The organism is Peribacillus sp. FW305-BF15 (assembly GCF_058783805.1).
The window spans coordinates 12843-33647 of sequence record NZ_JBYSYV010000022.1 but is presented as its reverse complement, the minus strand read 5'-3'; the positions used below and the strand labels follow the sequence as shown (position 1 = coordinate 33647).

General features: G+C 41.7%; 23 protein-coding genes. 14 read left to right on the top strand and 9 right to left on the bottom strand.

Annotated elements, in window-relative coordinates; translation table 11 throughout:
• Positions 1–30: 30 nt before the first annotated feature.
• The 3 genes from AC3WLU_RS20510 to map all read left to right on the top strand — a co-directional run bounded on the left by AC3WLU_RS20510 (position 31) and on the right by map (position 1802).
• A complete protein-coding gene (locus AC3WLU_RS20510) occupies positions 31–306 on the top strand; it encodes a late competence development ComFB family protein (protein ID WP_057278620.1) in 276 nt (91 codons plus the stop codon).
• A 127-nt stretch (positions 307–433) separates the two neighbouring features.
• Positions 434–949 (top strand): type 1 glutamine amidotransferase domain-containing protein, encoded by a 516-nt coding sequence (locus AC3WLU_RS20505; RefSeq protein WP_034305681.1) that lies wholly within the window; start codon positions 434–436, stop codon positions 947–949.
• A gap of 106 nt (positions 950–1055) precedes the next feature.
• Entirely contained in the window at positions 1056–1802 is a 747-nt protein-coding gene (gene map, locus AC3WLU_RS20500) for a type I methionyl aminopeptidase (RefSeq protein WP_034305678.1), read from the top strand.
• Between the two features lie 40 nt (positions 1803–1842).
• Here map and AC3WLU_RS20495 read toward each other — a convergent pair whose 3' ends face one another.
• The 4 genes from AC3WLU_RS20495 to AC3WLU_RS20480 all read right to left on the bottom strand — a co-directional run bounded on the left by AC3WLU_RS20495 (position 1843) and on the right by AC3WLU_RS20480 (position 4188).
• Positions 1843–2085, bottom strand: a complete 243-nt coding sequence (locus AC3WLU_RS20495; protein WP_492597816.1) for a DUF2164 domain-containing protein — start codon at positions 2083–2085, stop codon at positions 1843–1845.
• Positions 2086–2097: 12 nt separating this feature from the next.
• Positions 2098–2613: a molybdopterin-guanine dinucleotide biosynthesis protein B gene (gene mobB, locus AC3WLU_RS20490; protein WP_057278621.1), complete on the bottom strand. Its 516-nt coding sequence runs from the start codon at positions 2611–2613 to the stop codon at positions 2098–2100.
• The gene (locus AC3WLU_RS20485) at positions 2601–3866 is read right to left on the bottom strand and encodes a molybdopterin molybdotransferase MoeA (RefSeq protein WP_492597815.1); all 1266 of its coding nucleotides are present in this window, start codon (positions 3864–3866) and stop codon (positions 2601–2603) included. Before AC3WLU_RS20485 ends, mobB begins: the two co-directional genes overlap by 13 nt.
• 97 nt (positions 3867–3963) lie before the next feature.
• Complete coding sequence (locus AC3WLU_RS20480) at positions 3964–4188, bottom strand: DUF1128 domain-containing protein (RefSeq protein WP_057278623.1); 225 nt, start codon at positions 4186–4188, stop codon at positions 3964–3966.
• 231 nt (positions 4189–4419) lie between these two features.
• On the opposite strand from AC3WLU_RS20480, the gene AC3WLU_RS20475 reads away from it, so the two are divergent.
• Together AC3WLU_RS20475 and AC3WLU_RS20470 are read left to right on the top strand one after the other, a co-directional pair.
• A complete protein-coding gene (locus AC3WLU_RS20475; RefSeq protein ID WP_106027547.1) occupies positions 4420–4812 on the top strand; it encodes a hypothetical protein in 393 nt (130 codons plus the stop codon).
• 16 nt (positions 4813–4828) lie between these two features.
• Complete coding sequence (locus AC3WLU_RS20470; RefSeq protein ID WP_063577426.1) at positions 4829–5668, top strand: YihY/virulence factor BrkB family protein; 840 nt, start codon at positions 4829–4831, stop codon at positions 5666–5668.
• 229 nt (positions 5669–5897) lie between these two features.
• On the opposite strand, the gene AC3WLU_RS20465 is transcribed toward AC3WLU_RS20470, so the two are convergent.
• The gene (locus AC3WLU_RS20465; protein ID WP_492597814.1) at positions 5898–7817 is read right to left on the bottom strand and encodes a heavy metal translocating P-type ATPase; all 1920 of its coding nucleotides are present in this window, start codon (positions 7815–7817) and stop codon (positions 5898–5900) included.
• Between the two features lie 331 nt (positions 7818–8148).
• Positions 8149–9315 carry an MFS transporter gene (locus tag AC3WLU_RS20460; RefSeq protein ID WP_492597813.1) on the bottom strand — a complete coding sequence of 389 codons (1167 nt, stop codon included), beginning with the start codon at positions 9313–9315 and terminating at the stop codon, positions 8149–8151.
• A 188-nt stretch (positions 9316–9503) separates the two neighbouring features.
• Between AC3WLU_RS20460 and cax the strand changes: the two genes are divergently transcribed.
• Positions 9504–10562, top strand: a complete 1059-nt coding sequence (gene cax / locus AC3WLU_RS20455) for a calcium/proton exchanger (RefSeq protein ID WP_057278739.1) — start codon at positions 9504–9506, stop codon at positions 10560–10562.
• 461 nt (positions 10563–11023) lie between these two features.
• Positions 11024–11836: a YfkD famly protein gene (locus AC3WLU_RS20450; RefSeq protein WP_034305665.1), complete on the top strand. Its 813-nt coding sequence runs from the start codon at positions 11024–11026 to the stop codon at positions 11834–11836.
• A 33-nt stretch (positions 11837–11869) separates the two neighbouring features.
• Here AC3WLU_RS20450 and yfkAB read toward each other — a convergent pair whose 3' ends face one another.
• Complete coding sequence (gene yfkAB / locus AC3WLU_RS20445; protein ID WP_057278629.1) at positions 11870–12997, bottom strand: radical SAM/CxCxxxxC motif protein YfkAB; 1128 nt, start codon at positions 12995–12997, stop codon at positions 11870–11872.
• A 150-nt stretch (positions 12998–13147) separates the two neighbouring features.
• Here yfkAB and AC3WLU_RS20440 point away from each other — a divergent pair, with 150 nt between their 5' ends.
• Both AC3WLU_RS20440 and AC3WLU_RS20435 read left to right on the top strand, forming a co-directional pair.
• A complete protein-coding gene (locus tag AC3WLU_RS20440; RefSeq protein ID WP_034305661.1) occupies positions 13148–13333 on the top strand; it encodes an SE1561 family protein in 186 nt (61 codons plus the stop codon).
• Positions 13334–13624: 291 nt separating this feature from the next.
• On the top strand, positions 13625–15193 hold the full coding sequence (locus tag AC3WLU_RS20435; protein ID WP_034305659.1) for a fumarate hydratase: 1569 nt from the start codon (positions 13625–13627) through the stop codon (positions 15191–15193).
• A 49-nt stretch (positions 15194–15242) separates the two neighbouring features.
• On the opposite strand, the gene AC3WLU_RS20430 is transcribed toward AC3WLU_RS20435, so the two are convergent.
• The gene (locus tag AC3WLU_RS20430; RefSeq protein WP_164468808.1) at positions 15243–15380 is read right to left on the bottom strand and encodes a hypothetical protein; all 138 of its coding nucleotides are present in this window, start codon (positions 15378–15380) and stop codon (positions 15243–15245) included.
• 111 nt (positions 15381–15491) lie between these two features.
• On the opposite strand from AC3WLU_RS20430, the gene AC3WLU_RS20425 reads away from it, so the two are divergent.
• From AC3WLU_RS20425 to AC3WLU_RS20405, 5 genes are all read left to right on the top strand, one after another.
• Complete coding sequence (locus tag AC3WLU_RS20425; protein ID WP_492597812.1) at positions 15492–15677, top strand: hypothetical protein; 186 nt, start codon at positions 15492–15494, stop codon at positions 15675–15677.
• A gap of 134 nt (positions 15678–15811) precedes the next feature.
• Positions 15812–16597 (top strand): delta-lactam-biosynthetic de-N-acetylase, encoded by a 786-nt coding sequence (pdaA, locus tag AC3WLU_RS20420; RefSeq protein WP_492597811.1) that lies wholly within the window; start codon positions 15812–15814, stop codon positions 16595–16597.
• Positions 16598–16719: 122 nt separating this feature from the next.
• The gene (locus tag AC3WLU_RS20415) at positions 16720–17604 is read left to right on the top strand and encodes a DNA-3-methyladenine glycosylase family protein (protein WP_106027551.1); all 885 of its coding nucleotides are present in this window, start codon (positions 16720–16722) and stop codon (positions 17602–17604) included.
• Positions 17601–18986 (top strand): 23S rRNA (uracil(1939)-C(5))-methyltransferase RlmD, encoded by a 1386-nt coding sequence (gene rlmD / locus AC3WLU_RS20410; protein WP_492597810.1) that lies wholly within the window; start codon positions 17601–17603, stop codon positions 18984–18986. Before AC3WLU_RS20415 ends, rlmD begins: the two co-directional genes overlap by 4 nt.
• Before the next feature lie 117 nt (positions 18987–19103).
• Positions 19104–19631: a YehS family protein gene (locus AC3WLU_RS20405; protein ID WP_492597809.1), complete on the top strand. Its 528-nt coding sequence runs from the start codon at positions 19104–19106 to the stop codon at positions 19629–19631.
• 171 nt (positions 19632–19802) lie between these two features.
• Here the strand turns inward: AC3WLU_RS20405 and AC3WLU_RS20400 are convergent, their stop codons facing one another.
• Positions 19803–20702 carry a 3-hydroxyacyl-CoA dehydrogenase gene (locus AC3WLU_RS20400; protein WP_492597808.1) on the bottom strand — a complete coding sequence of 300 codons (900 nt, stop codon included), beginning with the start codon at positions 20700–20702 and terminating at the stop codon, positions 19803–19805.
• Positions 20703–20805 lie beyond the last annotated feature (103 nt).

Sequence of the window (20805 nt, the reverse complement as noted above, 5' to 3'; positions counted from 1 at the left end):
GGATGGGTTTTTCTTTTTGAAGGAGAATATATGGAAAGAGAATACACAAATGTGATGGAAGAAATCGTTGTGACATGGGTGCAGGTTTTAATGTCAGGTATAGAATACCAAACATTTTGTTCGTGCAGGAAATGTAAAAATGACATCATCACATTATCATTGAATAACCTGCCTAATTACTATGTAACCACGGAAGTAGGTCGGATTAGGATATTTGGGAATTTGAATACAGAAGAAAACAGGAAATGGATCAATAAAAGAATCATCAATGCGATACACGTTGTTGGCCAGTATCCTAAACATTGATTCGCGGTATTTTATTCATGGACAAAGGGTCAACTATTAATTATATGTTTTATTTATCGTGTCAGAGGGAACATAAATAAAGTGCAAAGTAGGTTCATTCGATCAAAAATTGAGGAGATGAATGATTATGGGTAAAAAAATCGCATGTGTAGTAACGAATATGTTTGAGGACTCGGAGTATAGTGAACCGGCAAAAGCATTTGAAGAAGCTGGCCATAAGGTAACGACGATTGAAATGGTGAAAGGGAAAACGGTTAAAGGGAAACAAGGGGAGGTGGAAGTCGAGATTGATGAAAGCATCGACTCGGTGAAACCGGAAAGTTTCGATGCGTTATTCATCCCCGGTGGGTTCTCGCCTGATCAACTGCGTGCTGACGAACGCTTTGTATCTTTCGCAAAATCGTTCATGGATGATAAAAAGCCTGTATTTGCGATCTGTCATGGACCGCAGTTGCTGATTACGGCCAAAACACTTGAAGGACGCCACGCAACAGGGTATACATCCATTAAAGTCGATATGGAGTATGCAGGTGCCACATATTTGGACAAAGAGGTTGTGGTTTGCGGCAACCAGCTTGTAACCAGCAGGACTCCTGAAGATCTACCGGCATTTAACCGGGAATCGCTCAATCTATTGAAATAATGAAAAATCCCGGCGGCTGCCGGGATTTTTCATTTTAAAGGATTCATATACTTCAATCTTTGCAGTAAAATAAAAGGAGAGACGAATAAAAAAGGAAGTGTCACGATTGATCGTATTAAAATCTGCACGTGAAATTCAAGCGATGCATGAATCGGGTAAAATTTTGGCAGCTTGTCATAGGGAGATTGCAAAGTTGATTGTTCCTGGTGTGACAACATGGGAAATAGAAGAATTTGTTGAAGGATTCTTAAAAAAACATGGTGCGAAGCCGGAACAAAAGGGTTACAAAGGGTATGAGTATGCGACATGTGCCAGCATAAATGAAGAAATCTGTCATGGTTTCCCTCGTAAGACCCCTTTGAAAAACGGAGATATCGTAACGATTGATATGGTCGTCAATTATAATGGGGCCCTTGCTGACTCTGCTTGGACGTATACGGTCGGTAAGGTTTCAAAGGAAACCGAACATTTAGTGAATGTGACGAAGGAATCTTTATATAAGGCAATTGAAGTATGTGTGGAAGGCAATCGGATTGGAGATATAGGTCATGCCATACAAACATATGTCGAAGCGGAAGGCTTCTCTGTCGTTCGTGATTTCATCGGACACGGGATAGGGAATGTCATTCATGAAGAGCCTCAGGTTCCGCATTATGGACTGCCGAATAAAGGTCCGCGTCTTAAGGAAGGAATGGTATTCACCATCGAGCCAATGGTAAACGTAGGTACATATAAAGCAAGCCGGAATCCGAATGGATGGACGGCATCCACAGCAGATGGGAAATACTCGGCTCAATATGAGCATACGATTGCCATAACGAAAAACGGTCCGTTGATTCTAACCGAACAATGAACATTAAAAAACAGCATCGTTTATGATGCTGTTTTTCATTTTAATCAATGGGGCGTTCCAATGAATACAAATCCTCTTCGATATTTCCTAATCTGCCCTCCATGACTTTTTTAGCATCTTTGATCCCTTCATTGTAAATAAAGGGAGCGATATTTTCGAAAATGAACTGCAAGTGATTTTCAGCAGCAATTTCACCGATTTCCTTCCCATGTTCCTGATAAACATATTCTTGGATACGTTCGATCATTTTACGGCGTTTTTCTATGGGGAATTGAATGAACATTGTCCCACTCCTTCATATTTGTTCTAAAAACCATGTAATGAATTGATCCGAATCCAAAGGGAAGACAGGTACTGAAGCATGATTCCTGGTTCGCTCAAGACATTCGGGCCAAGCCACCGCTGCCTTGACATTGGTAAGCCGTTCCAATAACGGGAGGTCACTTTCTTCCTTGATTAAAATGACCTTGGGAAAATCCTCTTGCTTATACCCTTCAATTAAAATCACATCAGGGAGAAATAGACAAAGTAATTGAATCAGCTCAGTGATAGGGGCGCTCCCCCTGAATTTTCCAAGCAGCTCGATTGTTCCATCTCCTTCAACAAGTGAAGCGGCCGCCCCGGCAAGAAAGTGTTTATTGGAATCCTTCGTGCCTGTAACATCTGGTTTTCCGCCATGTCCATGATGTTTTAAAACGGCTGTCTCTAATTTTGCTTCGCGCAGCTTTTTGATTAAATTCGTTATGAAGGTCGTTTTTCCTCTATTTTGGTAGCCAACCACCTGAAAAATAAAGGGCTTCACCAAGGCCATTTGGAACCTTCCTGATCATCGAGGAGAAGGATGTCCACGAAGTCTCCCGTTTGGAAACCACGTGTCCCCCCAGGTAAGACGGTCAGTGAATTGGCACCTGCCAAGCTTGTTGTAATATTCGATTTATCCACACCGCTTGGAATTACCTTCAACTGGCCGGATTCGTAAAATAATCGGGTGCGAAGCAGACGTGAGAATGGATTGGGTTTTAAGAAGTCCTCTGCCAATTGGGCCGTCTCTTTTCTTAAATGCGGATATTCCGAGAACAGCATGGTGCGGATGATCGGTCTTGCAAATAGTTCAAAGCCGACATAACTGGCGGATGGATTGCCGGATAAACCGAATAAAAATTTGTCATTATATACCGCTACGGTCGTCACGCTGCCGGGACGCATGGCCACTTTGTTGAATAATACATCGGCGCCAATCTTTTGATAAATATCCGGGAGAAGGTCAAAATCACCGACAGAAACTCCTCCTGTTGTAATGAGCAGATCCACTTCCTCCAACGCAGTTGAAATGGCCTCGTAGCTTAATTCGAATTCGTCCTTAAGCTTTCCATAAAAACGGACTTCCCCCCCGGCCCTCCGAATTTGGGCGGAGATGACATGTGAGTTGCTGTTGCGGATTTTCCCAGGCTGCAACGGTTCATGAACATCAAGCAGTTCCGATCCCGTAGCGAATAATCCGACGACAGGCTTCCTGGCAACTGGCACTTCGGCATAACCGAATGTTGCCAGCAAGCCGATGATCCCTGGATTGATCGCTGTTCCTTTTTTTACAAGAACATCGCCTTCCTTTGCATCCTCGCCTTGAAAAGAAACGTTTTCGCCTTCCTTAAGTGAGCGTTTAAATGATATGTACTTCTTTCCGTCCTTTTCGAATTCCTTCGTAAGTTCAAGCATGATTACGGCATCACACTCAGCTGGCATTTGGGCTCCAGTCATGATTCTTGCCACTTGATTTTTTTGAACGGGAATAGTCGATACCATACCCGCAGCCAACTCTTCCACCACTTCGAACTCGAGGGGGTTATTTATGGAACCTTCAGAAGTATCCTTGGACCTGAGGGCGAATCCATCATATGGGGAGCGGTTAAAATGCGGAACATCATTTGTAGCTACAATATCCTGAGCCAAAAAGCGGTCTTGGCTGTCCTCGAGGGGAATCAGTTCCACATGTCCTGTTAATTTATGCTTCATCACTTTTTCCACTGCTTCTGCGATGCTGATGGGCGTTCTTCTTTCTACCATGCCTACAACTCCTGTCCGTTTTCAATTTCTATATCAAATGTAGCAGAATTTTTTTGAAAATGAAAAAAATCCTCACCGGTATGGGAGGATTTGAATGTTACTTATTACGCAGTCTTCCAAGTTCTTCAGCGATCGCTTCCATTTCACGGACACTGAAATTCGTTTTTTTCATCACCATTGTATAAATATCGTGCAGTTCTTCGTACATTTCAATATCAAAATGAGTTGATTTGATTGCACCGAAGTTCATTACTTTTAATTTATCCTTGATTGCCTCGATCATAAACTCGACACTTTCGGCTGTGTTTTGTCTTAAATCCATTTCCTTCATCCTTTCATACGTTCCTAAATTATTTTCATCTTTGCATGATTACCGCTGGAAGTCAATGAGTATTCGGGTGGGATATGAAGCTTGACCCCCGATAATCTTGGTGATCTTTGCGTTTTAAAGTGAGAGAGTTTGGGAAAAGATAGGAAAAAACTTTTTTAAACATTGTATAATGGAGAGAGCTACCATTATCCATCAACTAATATATGACGAGGAGGAGAATATATGAGCAACATTCGAGAAGAATATAAGTGTGCCAAGAAAAGTAAGTTTATGCAAGCGGTCTTTATTGGGGCGTTAGCTGGGGCGGCAATAAGCCTTTTTGACAAGCAAACGCGTTATTCTGTATTGGAAAACAGCAAAAGCTGCATGAGTAATATGAAGGAATTCGTGAAGAATCCCAATGGGGTGCTTACACAAGTACGTGAAACATCATCCAAGGTCCGTTCCACTGTTGAAAAAATTTCCGAAGATGTATCCTTCATTTCCCAAAAGGTTGAGGAAATGAAAGATATTCCATCACAAGTTGCCCAAGTGGTGATGGAGACGAAGGAAGTTTTTACTGCAGAAGAAGAAGAGCCGTCTTCTAGAAACCACGAACGAATTTCCTTAAATTAGAAAATGGGGTGGGGGTATGGCCAATAAAAAAGAATGGCTGAAAGGCTCATTCTTCAAGACTTTGGTAAAACGGTTACAGGTCGATGATGTGTCGGGGCTTGCCGCACAGCTGTCTTATTTCTTCTTACTTTCCCTGTTTCCGTTGCTTATTTTTTTATTCACTTTATTGGCCTATCTGCCATTTTCACAAGAAGATATATTAAATACCGTCCGTACATATGCACCTGACGATTCGATGAAAATTATTGAAGCTAACCTATCGGAAGTGTTGGAAGCGAATGGGACTTTATTGTCGTTTGGTGTCATAGGAACGATATGGTCGGCATCGAATGGGATGAATGCAATCATTAAAGCATTTAACCATGCATATGGTGTAAAAGAAAGTCGAACTTTCTTTATTTCCCGGGGAATGTCGATTCTTCTCACTTTAGCGATGATTTTTGTTTTTATTGTCGTTTTATTGCTGCCGGTATTCGGAAAACAGATCGGAGTGTTCCTATTTGCCGAAATTGGACAATCCGATGAGTTTCTTACGATTTGGAACCAACTTCGCTGGGTGGTCAGTACGCTTGTATTTTTAATTGTGTTCACCATCCTTTATTGGATTGCGCCCAACATTAAGCTAAAGTGCATAACCGTACTGCCTGGTGCAATCTTTGCAACGGCAGGATGGAGCCTGGCTTCTTTTTTGTTTTCATTTTATGTGGAGAACTTCGCTAATTATTCCGCAACATATGGAAGTCTTGGAGGGATAATTGTATTAATGGTCTGGTTTTATTTATCGGGCCTTATCATCATACTGGGCGGGGAAATAAATGCGCTCATTAGTGAAAGGAAAAAGCCAGAATGTGCATGAGCTTCCTGGAGTTTCCGTAATAGCGGATTATCATGCTGCGGATACTATTCAAGAAATGACAACTTTTAAAGAGGAGGAGTTCTTTCATGAGTAAAAAGGATGGCGGCACAAAACAAAAAGGAAAAAATAAAGGATCGAACCATAAAACATCAGGTTCTGCAAACGGTAAGAACGGATATCATTAAATGAACATAAAAAAGGGAGCCTTGGATGGCTCCTTTTTCATGGTTTAGTTTCTCAAAAGTCTTAAGCTATTCAGTATAACGAGGATTGTGCTTCCTTCATGGCCAATGACGCCATATGGGAGGTCCAGGAATTGAAGGAAATTGGATGCTATCAGGATCATGATGACCGAAATGGAAAAGATGACGTTTTGTTTGATGATCCGATTCATCTTCTTGGATAATTTGACTGCTTCCGCGATGCGCGGCAGGTCATTCTTCATCAGAACGACATCCGCTGTTTCCAAGGCAACATCCGTTCCTTCACCCATTGCAATTCCAACAGATGCTGTTGCCAGAGCAGGTGCATCATTGATGCCATCCCCAACCATCGCTACAGTGCCAAAATGTTCTTTAAGCTTTTTCACTTCAGTCACTTTCGTTTCTGGCAGGCATTCGGCAATATATGCATCAATATGGCTCTCCAAGGCAATCGCTTTAGCCGTTTTTTCACCATCGCCTGTCAGCATGACGGTATGGATGCCCTCATTCCTCAAAGCCTCGATGGCTGTTACGGTTTCATCACGCACGACATCTTTCAAAGTGAGTATACCGGCAATTCCGTGATCATCTTTAGCATACACGATTGTCTTACCTTGTTCAGCCAATGTCAGCGAAATGCCATTTTGGAATCGTTCTGCTTCACTGCGACCGACGAAATCAGCTTTTCCGACTTGCCAAAGCACGCCATTGATGTATGCTTGAACCCCATTACCTGAGATATCTTCCATGTTAATTGGTTTAATGATATCTCTTTGCAATTTCGTTTTGGCATAACGAACGATCGAAGTTGCCAAAGGGTGGTTCGAATAATTTTCAACAGATGCAATGTGAAATAAGAAATCTTCTTCGTTTAAATCTTCGCGGATAATGACATCCGTTACCTCTGGTTTTCCTTTTGTCAATGTACCGGTTTTATCCAAAGCAATTGCCTGCAGGTTACCTAGATTCTCAAGATGGATGCCGCCTTTAAACAAAATGCCATGACGAGCACCATTTGAAATGGCTGAAAGTGTAGCAGGCATAATAGAGGCCACAAGGGCGCAAGGAGAAGCGACAACGAGCAGGATCATCGCTCTGTAGAATGTTTCGGTCCAGCTCCACTCCAATAGGAAATGGGGTACGAACATCATCAAACCGACGACCGTCAATACCACTTTTACATAAGTTCCTTCAAACCGTTCAATGAACAGCTGGGAAGGCGACTTTTCACTTTGTGCGGATTGAACGAGAGTGATTATTTTTTGAAATAAAGTTTCACTTGCCGGTTTGGTGATTTCCACGGTAATCGTACCACGGAGATTAACCGTTCCAGCGAAAACTTCATCATCCAATGATTTACTGACTGGTATGGATTCGCCTGTAATGGCGGCTTCATCGATATTGGTACGTCCGTCCGTGATTTTTCCATCTGAAGGAACTCTTTCTCCTGGTTTCACTAAAATCAGATCCCCGACATGCAGTTGGGAAACGGACACGGTTTCCTCATATCCGTTAGTTACGCGCAGTGCTTCTTCAGGCTGTAAGTCCATAAGTGCCGAAATTTCTTTATGGCTCTTATTCATCGTGTATGTCTCAAGGGCGCCGCTTAAAGCGAAGATGAAAATCAATATGGCACCTTCCGTCCAATATCCGATGACCGCAGAACCGATGGCCGCAAAAATCATCAGCATCTCAACATTCAACTCCCGGTCGGCAATCGTATCTTCTATGCCTTCTTTTGCCTTGGCATATCCGCCAATCAAGAAAGAGGCTAAGTAAATGACGATGGAAGCGGACTCCATTCCGTTCTTTGAAAGGGCCCAGCCCAAAACTATTAATAAACCGCTGAATAATGCAGCAATAAGTTCTAAATGAGGTTTTGCTTTTTCCAACCAAGTGGTTTTGCATGTAGCCAATTGGGTTAAATGTTTAGTATCTGTAGTCATAAGATTCCCTCCCACATTCTTCTCTATTTTGTGTAAATGATATAGATTATCATTTACTTTATATCTAATTGAGAAAGATAATCAACGTCATTTCTCTGGATAAAATATGAAAGCTGCCACCGTAATTGCGATGACAGCAATGTTTTCAAAGGTTTATTAAGGTGATGTCCCTTTTGTTAATATTATATTACCACATATCCTATTCAGAAATAAAGAAGAATGATTCTAATCTAGTAAAAAATATAAAGTATCGAATCTCCAATATACAGGCACTTTTGATAAATCCGTTCAAATTGAATAATAAAAGAAGTAGTCCAGATAATAAACTATATTACATAACTGAAGCAGGCATTTTCTCCTTAAACATTGCCAATGAAATGAAGACAAGGATAAGCATGATGCTGATCATGTAGAAAAAATTCCCGCCTTTGATATGTTCAATGACCAGGCCGCCAAAAAATGGACCGCCGATGCTGCCGAGACTAAAGAAAATACTGCATAATAAATTTCCTGCAGGTAATAGGTTTCGAGGCAAAAGATCTGCCATATAACTGATTCCCAGCGAGAAAGTCGAACCAACCATCATTCCGCCAAACATAAAGCAGATGAATAGACCAAGCACTGAATCGGAATAAATCCCTGCAAGCGTGAATATCGCAAACCCTGAAAAAAGGATCGTCAGCAAGGTCTTTCGCCGGCCAAAACGGTCACTGATCATCCCTAAGGGAATCTGGGTAAGCAGGGTCCCTGCGGAAAATGCCGGAATGATGATGGAAACTGCCGTTAAATCGATTCCGGAGCGCAGGGCGAATACAGGGAAATTGCTATTCAATGATGCCTCAAGCACGCCAAATGTGAACGGAAGTAAAAATGCGACCCAAGCTATGCGGCTTACTTTCGTAAACCTTTGGAGTGTGCCCAGGAATGATGTGCTTTCAGAATCATCCTGTTCAGGAAGTTCATTTCTAATAAGGAAAACAGCAGACCAGGCGAGAAGGCTAAGTATGGATGTGATGATGAAAGGCAAAGACTGATTAATCTCGAGAAGCTTCGCCATCAGCGGGCCTACCATGAAGCCAAGACTGAAGAAAAGTCCATAAATGGCAAGATTCCTTCCGCGCTTCTTTATTGGTGAAATGGCAGTGATCCATGTCTGGGTAGCAAAGTGAAGTGTATGATCCCCGATACCAATGAAGAAACGAAGGACAAACCAAAACCAGAATGATTTCCAAACAGGAAATAAGGCAAGCGATAGAATGACCGTTATCCCGCCAAATATGATCAATGGCTTATAGCCGTATTTGCGGAGCGGTGCTTCCATAAAAGGGGAAATCAACAGAATTCCAATATAAAGCGAGGCTGCATGAAACCCGTTCAGTGATGAGCTAATTCCGTCATTTTCAAAAATGATGGCAATGATTGGCAGAAGCATCCCTTGAGAAAACCCCGATATGCCGACAATTAAGATTAAAACGCTAAAAAGCAATTTGTTATTCATAAAATCATGTCTCCTAAGAAATGTATACCTTCTTGATGTTACATCTTAGGAAGAGGATTAAGCAATAGAAATTTGGGTAAATATTGACAAGAAGAGAGAAGATGATAAAATTTTCCTTTGTCATCGCCCGAAGATTTTGTATGATAGTTTTTGTTACATAAAAAGAACTATAGATTGTGAGGAGAAGTATCGTGAATAAAATATTTTTGGGACTTGTCCTGCTGGGCGTCCCTATATCAGTCATCGGGTCATTATTGCATTGGCCGAGTGTGATCATGTTCATCGTATATTGCTTAACAATCGTCGCGCTTGCAGGCTTCATGGGCCGGGCGACTGAAAGCTTAGCGATCGTCATGGGACCAAGGATTGGCGGTCTTTTGAATGCAACCTTTGGGAATGCGGTGGAATTGATCATATCCATCTTTTCATTAAAGGCGGGGCTTGTTGGGGTCGTGTTGGCTTCTTTGACTGGTTCGGTATTAGGGAACTTATTGTTGGTGGCAGGTCTTTCATTCTTTGTCGGAGGGACTAAATACAAACGGCAGAAGTTTAATGTATTCGATGCGAGGCATAATGCCGGTCTATTGATTTTTGCGGTTATTGTAGCCTTTGTCATACCGGAAGTATTCACACAAGACATGAGTGAATCAAGCACGATGTCGTTAAGTGTAGGAATTTCCATTATATTGATCTTATTATACCTTGCTGCATTATTCTTTAAGTTGGTTACTCACCGAGGGGTATATCAGCATACGGAGAAACCCGAGGAACATGAAAAGGAGGTACCAGAGTGGAGCAGGAAAAAGGCAATTATAATACTTGCTGCCGCTACATTGGCCGTTGCGTACGTATCGGAAAAACTCGTCCATACGTTCAGCGAAGTGGGGGAAACCTTCGGATGGTCGGAGTTATTCATCGGTGTCATTATCGTTGCAATCGTAGGTAACGCGGCAGAGCATGCGTCCGCCGTTATGATGGCCTATAAAAACAAAATGGATGTCGCAGTGGAGATAGCCGTCGGTTCCACGCTTCAAGTAGCGATGTTCGTAGCTCCTGTACTCGTACTTATTTCGTTAATGTATCCAACGCATATGCCGCTCGTCTTCACACTGCCAGAACTGATTTCCATGGTTACAGCAGTCTTCTTGATGATCATGATTTCCAATGACGGGGAAACGAACTGGTTTGAAGGCCTTACCTTATTGGCCGCTTACTTCATTATGGGAATTGGATTTTATTTATTATAAGAATGCAGGCCTTCCGATGTGGAAGGTCTTTCTTTTAATAAAATAAAAATGACTCTGCTCAGGTTAGATTTAGCAGAGTCATTTCTATATTAGTAAATTACCATTCATAAGTTATTCCAAAATTTTTCATCATGCTTTTGTAAAAGTTGAGAAAATATTCTAGAGTGTCACACCATCCTTTTACATCAGATTTAAGTATTGGCGAATTCGTTTTCTGTCATCCTTTAAAAGGGTGTCATGGATTGTTCGATAAGCATACCTCCTGAAGGTTTAATAGGTATGAACGATTTCGCCTCCTTTTTATAATGTAAATTAAGTATAACCGATTTGGAGAGAAAAGTAAATATTCTGAACTTTACAAATTCATTACAAAGTTGAAATCTGAATGAAATGTATAGAATGTTGGCTAAAAACAAAATCTATAAACAAATGATTGAACCCCTCAAAAGGAGTGCGACAGCATGAGAAGAACTATTCTTATTACGATGATTGCCCTAATTGCCTTCATACAGGCGAATGTAAGTTTTGCAGCAGATATACCAGAAGTCAAAGCAAATCCGAATAAGGTGAATATTCCTCCTTCCGTATTGAATATTGCAAAGGAGAATACGTATCCGAACCCGACCCAGGATCTTCCGATGCTGCAGCCAAGTAATCTTGCCGAACAATTGATCGAATCGTCGGATATCAAGATTGAAAATCCAGAACTCATCCAAATGTTGAATGAATCCGCAATTGCAAAGGCCCCGCTTGCTTTTGGATACAGGGCGACCATTTACCTTGGTCATTGGGCCTTGAATTATGAGTCTTCGGAAACGGCGCCAAACTGGGAATACCAAAAAATCAATACGAATTACTATGATAATCGCGGCGGTGAAGTTCCATATAAGATCCGTTATGTCCAGGAAAGTCAGAAGGCAGTGAGTGGCGGTCTGACGGCGAAAATTCCTAAGGCTGAGGATGTTCAAAAGATGATGCTGTTAAAAGCCACCGAGAAAACGAATTTGCCTTTGGCTTTTGAAACGATCATTGGAGCTGGTACGAAAAAAGATCAAGTATACAATGTTGCGTCAAATAGGATTGGTTACTTATCCAGTTTTGCTTCCGCCGTAAATGAAAAAGGCAAGGTCACATATGGGGAAGTGTATTTGAACCTAAAAGGAAATAAAAGAACCATTACGATAAAGAACATCACTTCCCAAGGCATCGGTGCATGGATACCGGTTCAGGACCATGTTTCCTTCAGTTTTACAGTCTCACAGCAACCCAGGTAAATTGAAAAACTCGCCGGATTGGCGAGTTTTTCTTCATATGGTTGACTTTCTGATCCTGAAGTCCTCTTTCGGGTAGTATGCATTTTTGACGAGTACATTCGGGCCTAGACATTTGACTGCCGGGCAGTGGCAATTCAATTCATTGGCCAGTTTCGAATTCATCCATGTTTCATAGGATTCGGTCAAGGGCTGATCTTTGATATTCCCTAATGTAGGCGCGTCCCCAAAATCGGTCACGATCACTTCCCCGGTGAAAATATTGATGTTCAACCGTGATCGTCCATCAGGATCATTTCTTACGGTCACTTTATGTGAACCATAAAGGCGTTGAAGCAGCTTAATATCCTCTATACTGTTATTGCAAGGATAAAATGGCAGGGTACCGAAAAGCATCCAAACATTTTCATCTCGGATATCAAGCAAATGATGAATCGCTTCACGCATTTTGTCCAGTGATAAAGTTTCAAGTGCCGAAGCGAAATCGCTTGGATACATCGGATGAATTTCATGCCTTTGACATCCCATTTCATCGACGATCTGCCTGTGTATATGCTCAAGATGAGGCAATGTACGTTTATTAAGCATCGTTTCCGCAGATACCAGTACACCAGCCTTTGTCAGGGCACGGGAATTTTCGATCATTTTATCAAATAATTTCTTTCGCTGTTCCCGGGATGGTTTTCGGTCCATCATGGCAAAGCCGATATCAATGAATTCATCGATCGTTCCCCAATTATGGGAAATGTGGAGAACATCCAAATAAGGAATGATTTCCTCATACCGTTCCAAGTCAAGGGTCAAATTGGAATTGATTTGTGTCCGGACCCCGCGACTACGGGCATATTTCAATAGAGGCAAAACATAATTCTTCACTTGTTTTCTTGAAAGCATCGGTTCCCCGCCAGTAATGCTGAGCGAGCGAAGCAAAGGGATCTCATCAAGGCGCTGGATCAGTAATTCCAGAGGCAGTGCATCCGGGTCCTTGGGCTGGAGTGTGTAACCGACGGCACAATGCTCACAACGCATATTGCAAAGGGTGGTGGTGGTGAACTCTACATTGGTAAGGCTGAGTTTTCCATATTGTTCAACGTCCATATATGCTTCCCAAGGATCATACTTGGGTGTAATTGGTGTTAAAAGATCTTGCTTGATTATTGACATATTTAAAACTCCTTACGTAATAATGCACTAACCCATTATGAACAATGGGGACAAAAATTGTCAAATGGCGGAGAGCTGCATTTATAGCTTGCCATTGCACTTTCAAGCAGATTTCGTTACGATGAAAGAAGAACGGAAGGAGAGTGCCTCATGGGAAAATCCATTACAGGTAAAAACGAACAATTAACATACTTAAAAGAACGCCTCACGATGTTCATGGAAGTTCTTGATCATATTGAACCGGAAAATACGGAGTTGGAAGATATAGACCGTTTAATCGGCATGATAGATGATTTGGAAGGCAAAGTGGAACAATTCAAAACCCGCGAAGACTAATATCTGTTTCGATAGTATGATTTTTTCAATGTTAATATTCATGAAGGGATGACGAGAAACTTCGTCGTCCTTTTTTGATGGAAATGTTTGGTGATGAAATTTAACATATGGGCTATTTCTGGCGCTTTACTCATTTCTCTCTAAATTGCTGTTCATTAAGAAAAATAATTACTTGTTTTCGAAAGATTATGTTAGATGTATAATAAAACGGGTGTGAATCATTCACTATTTATAGAGAAGCAGGGAAATGATTAAATCTAATCTAGGGGAAATAAGAGGGGGAAGAGAAATTTGGATATTCAAAAATTCCAAGAAAGTATGTACAGTCTTATCGTTGAAACTTCAACGAATCTTCCAAAGGATGTTCGTCGTGCGGTCAAAAGTGCAAAACAACGTGAAAATGCAGGTACTCGTTCTGCATTGAGCCTGACCACCATCACGAATAATATTACAATGGCTGACGACAATGTATCACCGATTTGCCAGGATACTGGTCTGCCGACTTTCAAAATAAAAACTCCAGTTGGCGTGAACCAACTTGAAATAAAAAAAGCAATTCGAAATGCAATCATTTTAGCGACAAAAGGCGGAAAACTTCGTCCAAACGCAGTTGATTCTTTATCGGGTGAAAATAGCGGGGATAACCTTGGGGAAGGTCTTCCTGTCATTAAATTCGATCAATGGGAAAAAGACTATATTGATGTTCGTCTCATCTTAAAAGGCGGCGGCTGTGAAAATAAAAACATCCAATACAGTCTGCCTATGGAACTTGAAGGATTGGGAAAAGCGGGCCGTGATTTGGACGGAATCCGTAAATGTATCCTTCACTCTGTCTACCAAGCACAAGGACAAGGCTGCAGTGCCGGCTTCATCGGCGTGGGTATCGGAGGGGACCGTTCATCCGGATATGATCTGGCTAAGGCTCAACTTTTCCGCAGTAACGAAGATGTGAATCCGAATGAAGATCTTCGTCAACTTGAAGATTACATCATGAAGACTGCTAATGAATTGGGCATCGGCACGATGGGCTTTGGCGGCGAAACTACACTGCTTGGATGTAAAATCGGTGTCATGCACCGTATTCCGGCAAGCTTTTTCGTATCCGTTGCTTACAACTGCTGGGCGTTCCGCCGTTTAGGAGTGAAAGTCAATCCTGAAACAGGCGAAATCAATGAGTGGTTGTATCAAGAAGGCGAGAAAATCGACTTTGCTCTGGAAGCAGAAAAAGCAGCGAAGGATGAAGTGGCAGCCGCTGCAGAATCGGACGTTGAAGCTTCCCGTGAAATCACCCTGCAAGCACCAATCACGGAAGAACAAATCCGTGAATTAAAAGTGGGTGACGTAGTTCATATTAACGGCAGAATGTATACAGGCCGTGACGCTATCCACAAGCACTTATCTGAAAATCCTGCACCAATCGACCTGGATGGACAAATCATCTATCACTGTGGACCAGTTATGCTGAAGGATGAAGAGGGCAAATGGCATGTGAAGGCCGCCGGACCAACAACAAGTATTCGTGAAGAACCATACCAAGGCGATATCATGAAGCGATTCGGCATCCGTGCAGTTATCGGTAAAGGCGGAATGGGACCAAAAACACTAGAAGCATTAAGTGAACACGGCGGCGTTTATCTAAATGCAATCGGCGGGGCTGCTCAATATTATGCAGACTGTATCAAATCCGTCGAGGGTGTGAACTTCACTGAATTTGGTATTCCAGAAGCAATGTGGCATCTGAATGTTGAAGGATTCACTGCAGTAGTTACCATGGATTCACATGGAAACAGCCTGCATAAAGACGTTCAGCAATCTTCATTGGAAAAATTGGCACAATTCAAAGAACCGGTATTTAAATAAATGTTTGGCAAAAGACGCTCACCAAAAGGTTGAGCGTCTTTTGCATATCTTACTCTTTGATTTCCGGCAGTGGATCGATCCTTGATGAATCCTCCAAATTCAATCCGCTTTTCACAAAATGAACAAACACTCCACCACTTAAACCAAGACAACCAACAAAGCCAAGAGTGATAACCCATTCCAGCATTACATTCCCCCCTTGGTACATGTATATGAAAAAAAAGGCGAAAATTACCTCAGAAAAGTACAATCTTTTGGAATGGTCGCACATACATTAGAAGAGAAAGGAGGGATTTTCATGCAGAATAACTACATCTTATTCTTTTTCGCCATGTTAACTGGTTTTGCTTTCATCCAACTTCCTGTGGCAAACACGATTTTCTCCGGTCTTGAAACATTCCTTGACGTAGTCGGAATTGTAATCGTTCTCATTTTCGCTATCTCCATTATTTGGAAGGCGGCACAAGCGTTATTTAAAGGATAAACAGAACATGGAGGCCTATCCTTTTCGGAGGAAGGGCCTTTTTTGTTTTGCGGAAGGAATTCGACCTTCACAATATCATGCATATAAATCTCCATGTTCCAAACAATAAGAAAAAAGACTTGGGGGATGTTCCAATGAAAAAAATGGTGATTTTATCCGCTTTTATATGCTTGATATGCTTTTTGGCCAGTCCAGCTTTTGCAGAATCCTATAATTGGGGATTCAATAAAGGGAAAAATGGTACACCTGCCGATGCCGGAAAAAAATTCAATGAAATGCTGCCTGAATATGAAGCGATTTATAAGGGGGATACAAAGAAAAAAGTCGTTTATTTAACCTTTGATAACGGTTATGAAAATGGCTATACGGCCCAGATTTTAGATGTTCTGAAGAAACATGGTGCTCCTGGAGCTTTTTTTGTCACGGGTCATTACTTAAAAACAGCACCTGAGCTTGTTGTCCGTATGGCCAATGAGGGGCATATCGTAGGAAACCATTCATGGAACCATCCGGATATGACCAGCGTGACGGACGATGTGATCCGCACCGAACTTGATCGGGTAAAAGAAGCAACGGAAAAATTAACGGGGCAAAAGGGAATGAACTATTTAAGGCCGCCTCGTGGCGTATTTAATGAGAGAACAATGAGGGTCGCAAAAAAAGAAGGGTATTACCACATCTTCTGGTCCCTGGCATATAGGGACTGGATTGTAGATCAACAAAAGGGTGCTGCTTTTGCACATGATGAAGTGCTTAAGCAGATTCATCCCGGCGCGATTTTATTATTGCATACCGTATCGAAGGATAATGCGGAAGCATTGGACTCAATTCTGACGGATCTTGAAAAACAGGGGTACACCTTTGGTAGCCTTGATGAATTAATGATTGAGAAACAGTTGCCGAACCGAATGCTTTATTAAAATGAGAAGCGGGTCCTGTCGTAATATTTCAGGTCCCGCTTTTATCCATTCTTCTCAATTTCAAGTAATATTTCAGGAAACATGCTATAATACGTGGAAAACTGCTAAAGGATGGATCGCTTGTGTGGACAGAAAAATTACAGGTTCAAGGACCCTATAATTTCGATCTTGTTCTCGAACGATTATCGTTAGACCCACTTCAGGTAGTTGATTTTACTAACAGGACGGTAAAAGTTCCGCTATATATAGAAAAAGAACCGATCGTTTTGCAGGTTCAGGCAATAGGAAATATCGATGAACCATCTTTTATTATCAAAGGTCAATCAGAGGTGTACAAGTCAAAAGCAATCGAACGGTTAAAAAAGGTTTTTCATTGGCATGAGCCATTGGAAGGCGTTTCCCGGCACTTTCGGGAATCCGATTTGCGGGAAATCTTCGAAGAGCACCGCGGTACTGCCATCGTCTTGGACTTCGATTACTACAGTTGCCTCGTGAAATGCATCATACATCAGCAATTGAACTTATCTTTTGCCCATACGCTCACGGAACGATTCGTTAAAACCTTCGGCTTCCAGATGGAAGGCGCCTGGTTTTATCCGACACCGGAAACAACCGCCCAACTACAAATCGAGCAATTAAGAGCCATTCAATTCAGTGGCCGGAAAGCGGAATACGTCATCGGACTTTCCGAGCAGATCATTCAGGGCCATCTCAACCTTGATATAATGGAAAAGCTATCCGATCAAGAGGTTATGGATACACTAATAAAAATACGCGGTATCGGTAGATGGACGGCTGAAAACTTCCTGCTTTTTGGACTTGGCCGGCCGAACCTATTTCCTAAAGCCGACATTGGCATTCAAAATGCCTTGAAAATATTATATGGCTTACCGCAAAAGCCAACCCAAGAAGAAATGGAGTCCTATAGTGTGAAATGGGCTCCATATCTAAGCTACGCTTCCCTCTATTTGTGGAGAAGCATTGAAAAACGGAGTGAAAAGAAATGACAAACATTCAAGATACAAAACTAGAAGTGAATCAAACCCTTCCCCTTACGATTAAACGGCTGGGAATTAACGGAGAGGGAGTCGGTTATTTCAAAAAGAAAGTCGTCTTCGTCCCAGGAGCATTACCTGGTGAGGAAATTGTAGCTTTGGTTACAAAGGTTCAGCCAAACTTCACCGAGGCGAAAATAAAAACCATCCGTAAAGAATCACCGCATCGCATTGCTGCGCCATGTCCGGTTTACGCTGAATGCGGCGGTTGTCAGTTGCAGCATTTGAGCTATGACCAGCAGCTTTTAGAAAAACGCGATATCGTCATTCAAGCGATGGAACGTCATTCAAAATTCCCAGTTTCTTCATTAAATATAAAAGAAACGATCGGCATGGAAGATCCTTGGAATTATCGCAATAAAAGTCAGTACCAAGTCGGCCAAAAAGATGGCAAGTTGATTGCAGGCCTTTATGGCATGAATTCCCATACACTGATCGATATCCCGAATTGCCTTGTACAGCATAAGGCAACGAATAAGGTAACACGTACAGTGAAAAAGATACTGAAGAACCTGAACATCTCGATTTATAACGAAAGAAAAAGAAAAGGTGTCATCCGTACTGTCATTACACGGGTAGGATTTGAAACAGGTGAAGTCCAGGTTGTCCTTGTTACGGGAGCGGAGGAAATTCCACAAAAAGATCAGTTGCTAAAACAAATTCGTGACCAATTGCCAGAAGTGAAATCGGTCGTACAAAACATCAACAACCGGGACACATCACTGATCTTTGGCGAAAAAACGATTCACCTGGCAGGCGAAAAAGTCATCAACGAAACATTGGGTGACCTATCATACGAACTATCGGCACGTACATTCTTCCAGCTTAACCCGGTTCAAACTGTTCGCTTATATGATGAAGTGAAAAAAGCAGCAGCCTTAACCGGCACGGAAAAAGTGGTTGACGCTTATTGCGGTGTTGGAACCATTGGGCTATGGCTATCTGAAAACGCCAAGGAAGTCAGAGGAATGGACGTCATCAAAGAATCCATTGAGGACGCCAAGAAAAATGCCAAAAAACATAAACGCAACAATGTATACTATGAAACAGGCAAAGCCGAGAATATCCTTCCACGCTGGACCAAAGAAGGCTGGAAACCGGACGTACTGGTCGTCGACCCGCCAAGATCCGGCTGTGACCAATCTTTACTGCAGACAATCTTGAAAGTTAAACCGAAAACCATAGTGTACGTATCATGCAACCCGTCCACATTGGCGAAGGACTTACAAGAACTGGGTTCATCATATCGAGTGGAGGCCATGCAGCCCGTGGACATGTTCCCGCAAACGAGCCATGTGGAAGTAGTAACGTCATTGAAGCTGATTAAAGAATAAGCAGAGTGATCCGGGAATCTGTAAAAGGTTCTCGGATTTTAATCTGCGTTTATTTCCAACCATTTGTGAAATAATGAAAGTACTGTGAAAATCGAGAAATACATAGGAGGGTTTTGGATGCATAATCATGATATATTAATTCGATTAAGATATGCGTTGGATATTAAAAATAAAGATATGGTTGAGATATTTAAACTTGGGGAGATTGAAGTGACAATGGAAGAAGTCATGCAGATGCTCACAAAACCAAAAGATGATTATTATGAAGAATATGAAGAATATGATGATTTGGATGAAGCTGATGATGGGGTAAACTGCAATAACATGATGCTAGAGTCCTTTTTAAATGGTTTGATCATTTTTAAAAGAGGGAGACAAGAGCCAAAACCTGGTCAGCCTCAAAGTCAGGCACCGGCTGTAAAGCATAAGGAAAGTGTAAATAATATCCTTCTGAAGAAACTGAAAATAGCATTATCATTAACCAGTGAGGATATGATTGATATTTTGGAAGAAGCAGGAGTCATGATAACCAAAGGAGAATTAAGCGCTATATTAAGAAAAGTGGGTCATAGGAATTATAAAGAGTGCGGAGATCGATACGCCAGGAATTTCTTAAAAGGATTAACTTTGAGATATAGGGGATAAGGGTTCGGTACTGTTTTTATCGTGCACATCATGATATTTAGGCCTTGATTTCGTGAAAAGTACTTTTCCGATTTCAGGGTCTTTTTCTATTCGAAGACATTAGGAAGTGAGAATTCATTTAAAAACAGAAGGCACCCCCAGGACACCCTCTGCATAGTAAATACGAGTTCATTAGCCTCTTAAAAAGTCTGGTTTTGCGAAATTGGGGTTGGGATATTTATAGAAGCCTTCTCCTGCTTCTCTTCCGATTTTCCCTTTATCGATATACTCCGTTTTCAATAAGTTAGCCAGCTTTTCAACTTCTGGATCACCTGTCGCTTTTGCTTTTGCAAGTGAAATATTATAAGCGGTATTGATTCCTACCACATCTAAAATGGCGAAAGGTCCAAGAGGTGCTCCTGTTGCGACCATCCACGTTTTATCGATGGTTTCCGTATCAGCCACTCCTTTTAATAAGAGCATTTGGGCAGCATCCAAAAGAGGAACCAATAAGGAATTCAATATATAGCCTGGCTGCTCTTTATGTAAAGACAGAGGAACCATTCCAATCGCTTTTGCAAATTCAATCACTTCCTCGAACACTTCATTATCCGTTCCAGGATGTTTCATGATTTCTGCGGTATTGTTTTTCCAGATTTCATTAGCGAAGTGTAAAGCCAGGAATTTTTTTGGGCGGCCTGTCGCTTCGGCAAATTGGCTTGGTAATAATGTAGAAGAGTTTGTAGCGAAAATTGTTTTTTCAGGAGCGACTTTTCCTAACTCTGTGTAAAAATCCGTTTTGATTTGAACCACTTCCGGAATCGCTTCAATCACAAGGTCAGCTTTGGCAACTGCCGCAGATAAATCACTGTGGAAAGAAATGCGGGCATAAGCAGCATGAAGATCTTCCTCCGCTGCTCCAAGGTCTTCTTTATAGTAGGGCTTCAAATTAATGATCCTATCTTTTGCACGTTCTAATGCTTCATCATTGATGTCATAAACTGACACGTTGAACCCTTTGAATGCAGTTTGAAATGCGATCTGACTCCCTAAAACGCCGCTGCCGGCAATCGTGATATTTTTATCATGCATGGCCATTTCTCCTTTATTTCTCTGAATATCTCTTCTTGTTAATTATGCACTTAACTTGAATATAGATGCAGGAATAAACTTGATATAGTTTTTTTCCTTTTAA

Excerpts from the sequence above, each read along its gene's own strand:
- AC3WLU_RS20510 (WP_057278620.1), top strand. The coding sequence starts at position 31 with ATGGAAAGAGAATACACAAATGTGATGGAAGAAATCGTTGTGACATGG.
- AC3WLU_RS20505 (WP_034305681.1), top strand. The coding sequence starts at position 434 with ATGGGTAAAAAAATCGCATGTGTAGTAACGAATATGTTTGAGGACTCG.
- AC3WLU_RS20495 (WP_492597816.1), bottom strand. The coding sequence starts at position 2,085 with ATGTTCATTCAATTCCCCATAGAAAAACGCCGTAAAATGATCGAACGT.
- mobB (WP_057278621.1), bottom strand. The coding sequence starts at position 2,613 with ATGGCCTTGGTGAAGCCCTTTATTTTTCAGGTGGTTGGCTACCAAAAT.
- AC3WLU_RS20485 (WP_492597815.1), bottom strand. The coding sequence starts at position 3,866 with ATGGTAGAAAGAAGAACGCCCATCAGCATCGCAGAAGCAGTGGAAAAA.
- AC3WLU_RS20480 (WP_057278623.1), bottom strand. The coding sequence starts at position 4,188 with ATGGATTTAAGACAAAACACAGCCGAAAGTGTCGAGTTTATGATCGAG.
- AC3WLU_RS20475 (WP_106027547.1), top strand. The coding sequence starts at position 4,420 with ATGAGCAACATTCGAGAAGAATATAAGTGTGCCAAGAAAAGTAAGTTT.
- AC3WLU_RS20470 (WP_063577426.1), top strand. The coding sequence starts at position 4,829 with ATGGCCAATAAAAAAGAATGGCTGAAAGGCTCATTCTTCAAGACTTTG.
- AC3WLU_RS20465 (WP_492597814.1), bottom strand. The coding sequence starts at position 7,817 with ATGACTACAGATACTAAACATTTAACCCAATTGGCTACATGCAAAACC.
- AC3WLU_RS20460 (WP_492597813.1), bottom strand. The coding sequence starts at position 9,315 with ATGAATAACAAATTGCTTTTTAGCGTTTTAATCTTAATTGTCGGCATA.
- AC3WLU_RS20450 (WP_034305665.1), top strand. The coding sequence starts at position 11,024 with ATGAGAAGAACTATTCTTATTACGATGATTGCCCTAATTGCCTTCATA.
- yfkAB (WP_057278629.1), bottom strand. The coding sequence starts at position 12,997 with ATGTCAATAATCAAGCAAGATCTTTTAACACCAATTACACCCAAGTAT.
- AC3WLU_RS20440 (WP_034305661.1), top strand. The coding sequence starts at position 13,148 with ATGGGAAAATCCATTACAGGTAAAAACGAACAATTAACATACTTAAAA.
- AC3WLU_RS20430 (WP_164468808.1), bottom strand. The coding sequence starts at position 15,380 with ATGCTGGAATGGGTTATCACTCTTGGCTTTGTTGGTTGTCTTGGTTTA.
- AC3WLU_RS20425 (WP_492597812.1), top strand. The coding sequence starts at position 15,492 with ATGCAGAATAACTACATCTTATTCTTTTTCGCCATGTTAACTGGTTTT.
- pdaA (WP_492597811.1), top strand. The coding sequence starts at position 15,812 with ATGAAAAAAATGGTGATTTTATCCGCTTTTATATGCTTGATATGCTTT.
- rlmD (WP_492597810.1), top strand. The coding sequence starts at position 17,601 with ATGACAAACATTCAAGATACAAAACTAGAAGTGAATCAAACCCTTCCC.
- AC3WLU_RS20405 (WP_492597809.1), top strand. The coding sequence starts at position 19,104 with ATGCATAATCATGATATATTAATTCGATTAAGATATGCGTTGGATATT.
- AC3WLU_RS20400 (WP_492597808.1), bottom strand. The coding sequence starts at position 20,702 with ATGCATGATAAAAATATCACGATTGCCGGCAGCGGCGTTTTAGGGAGT.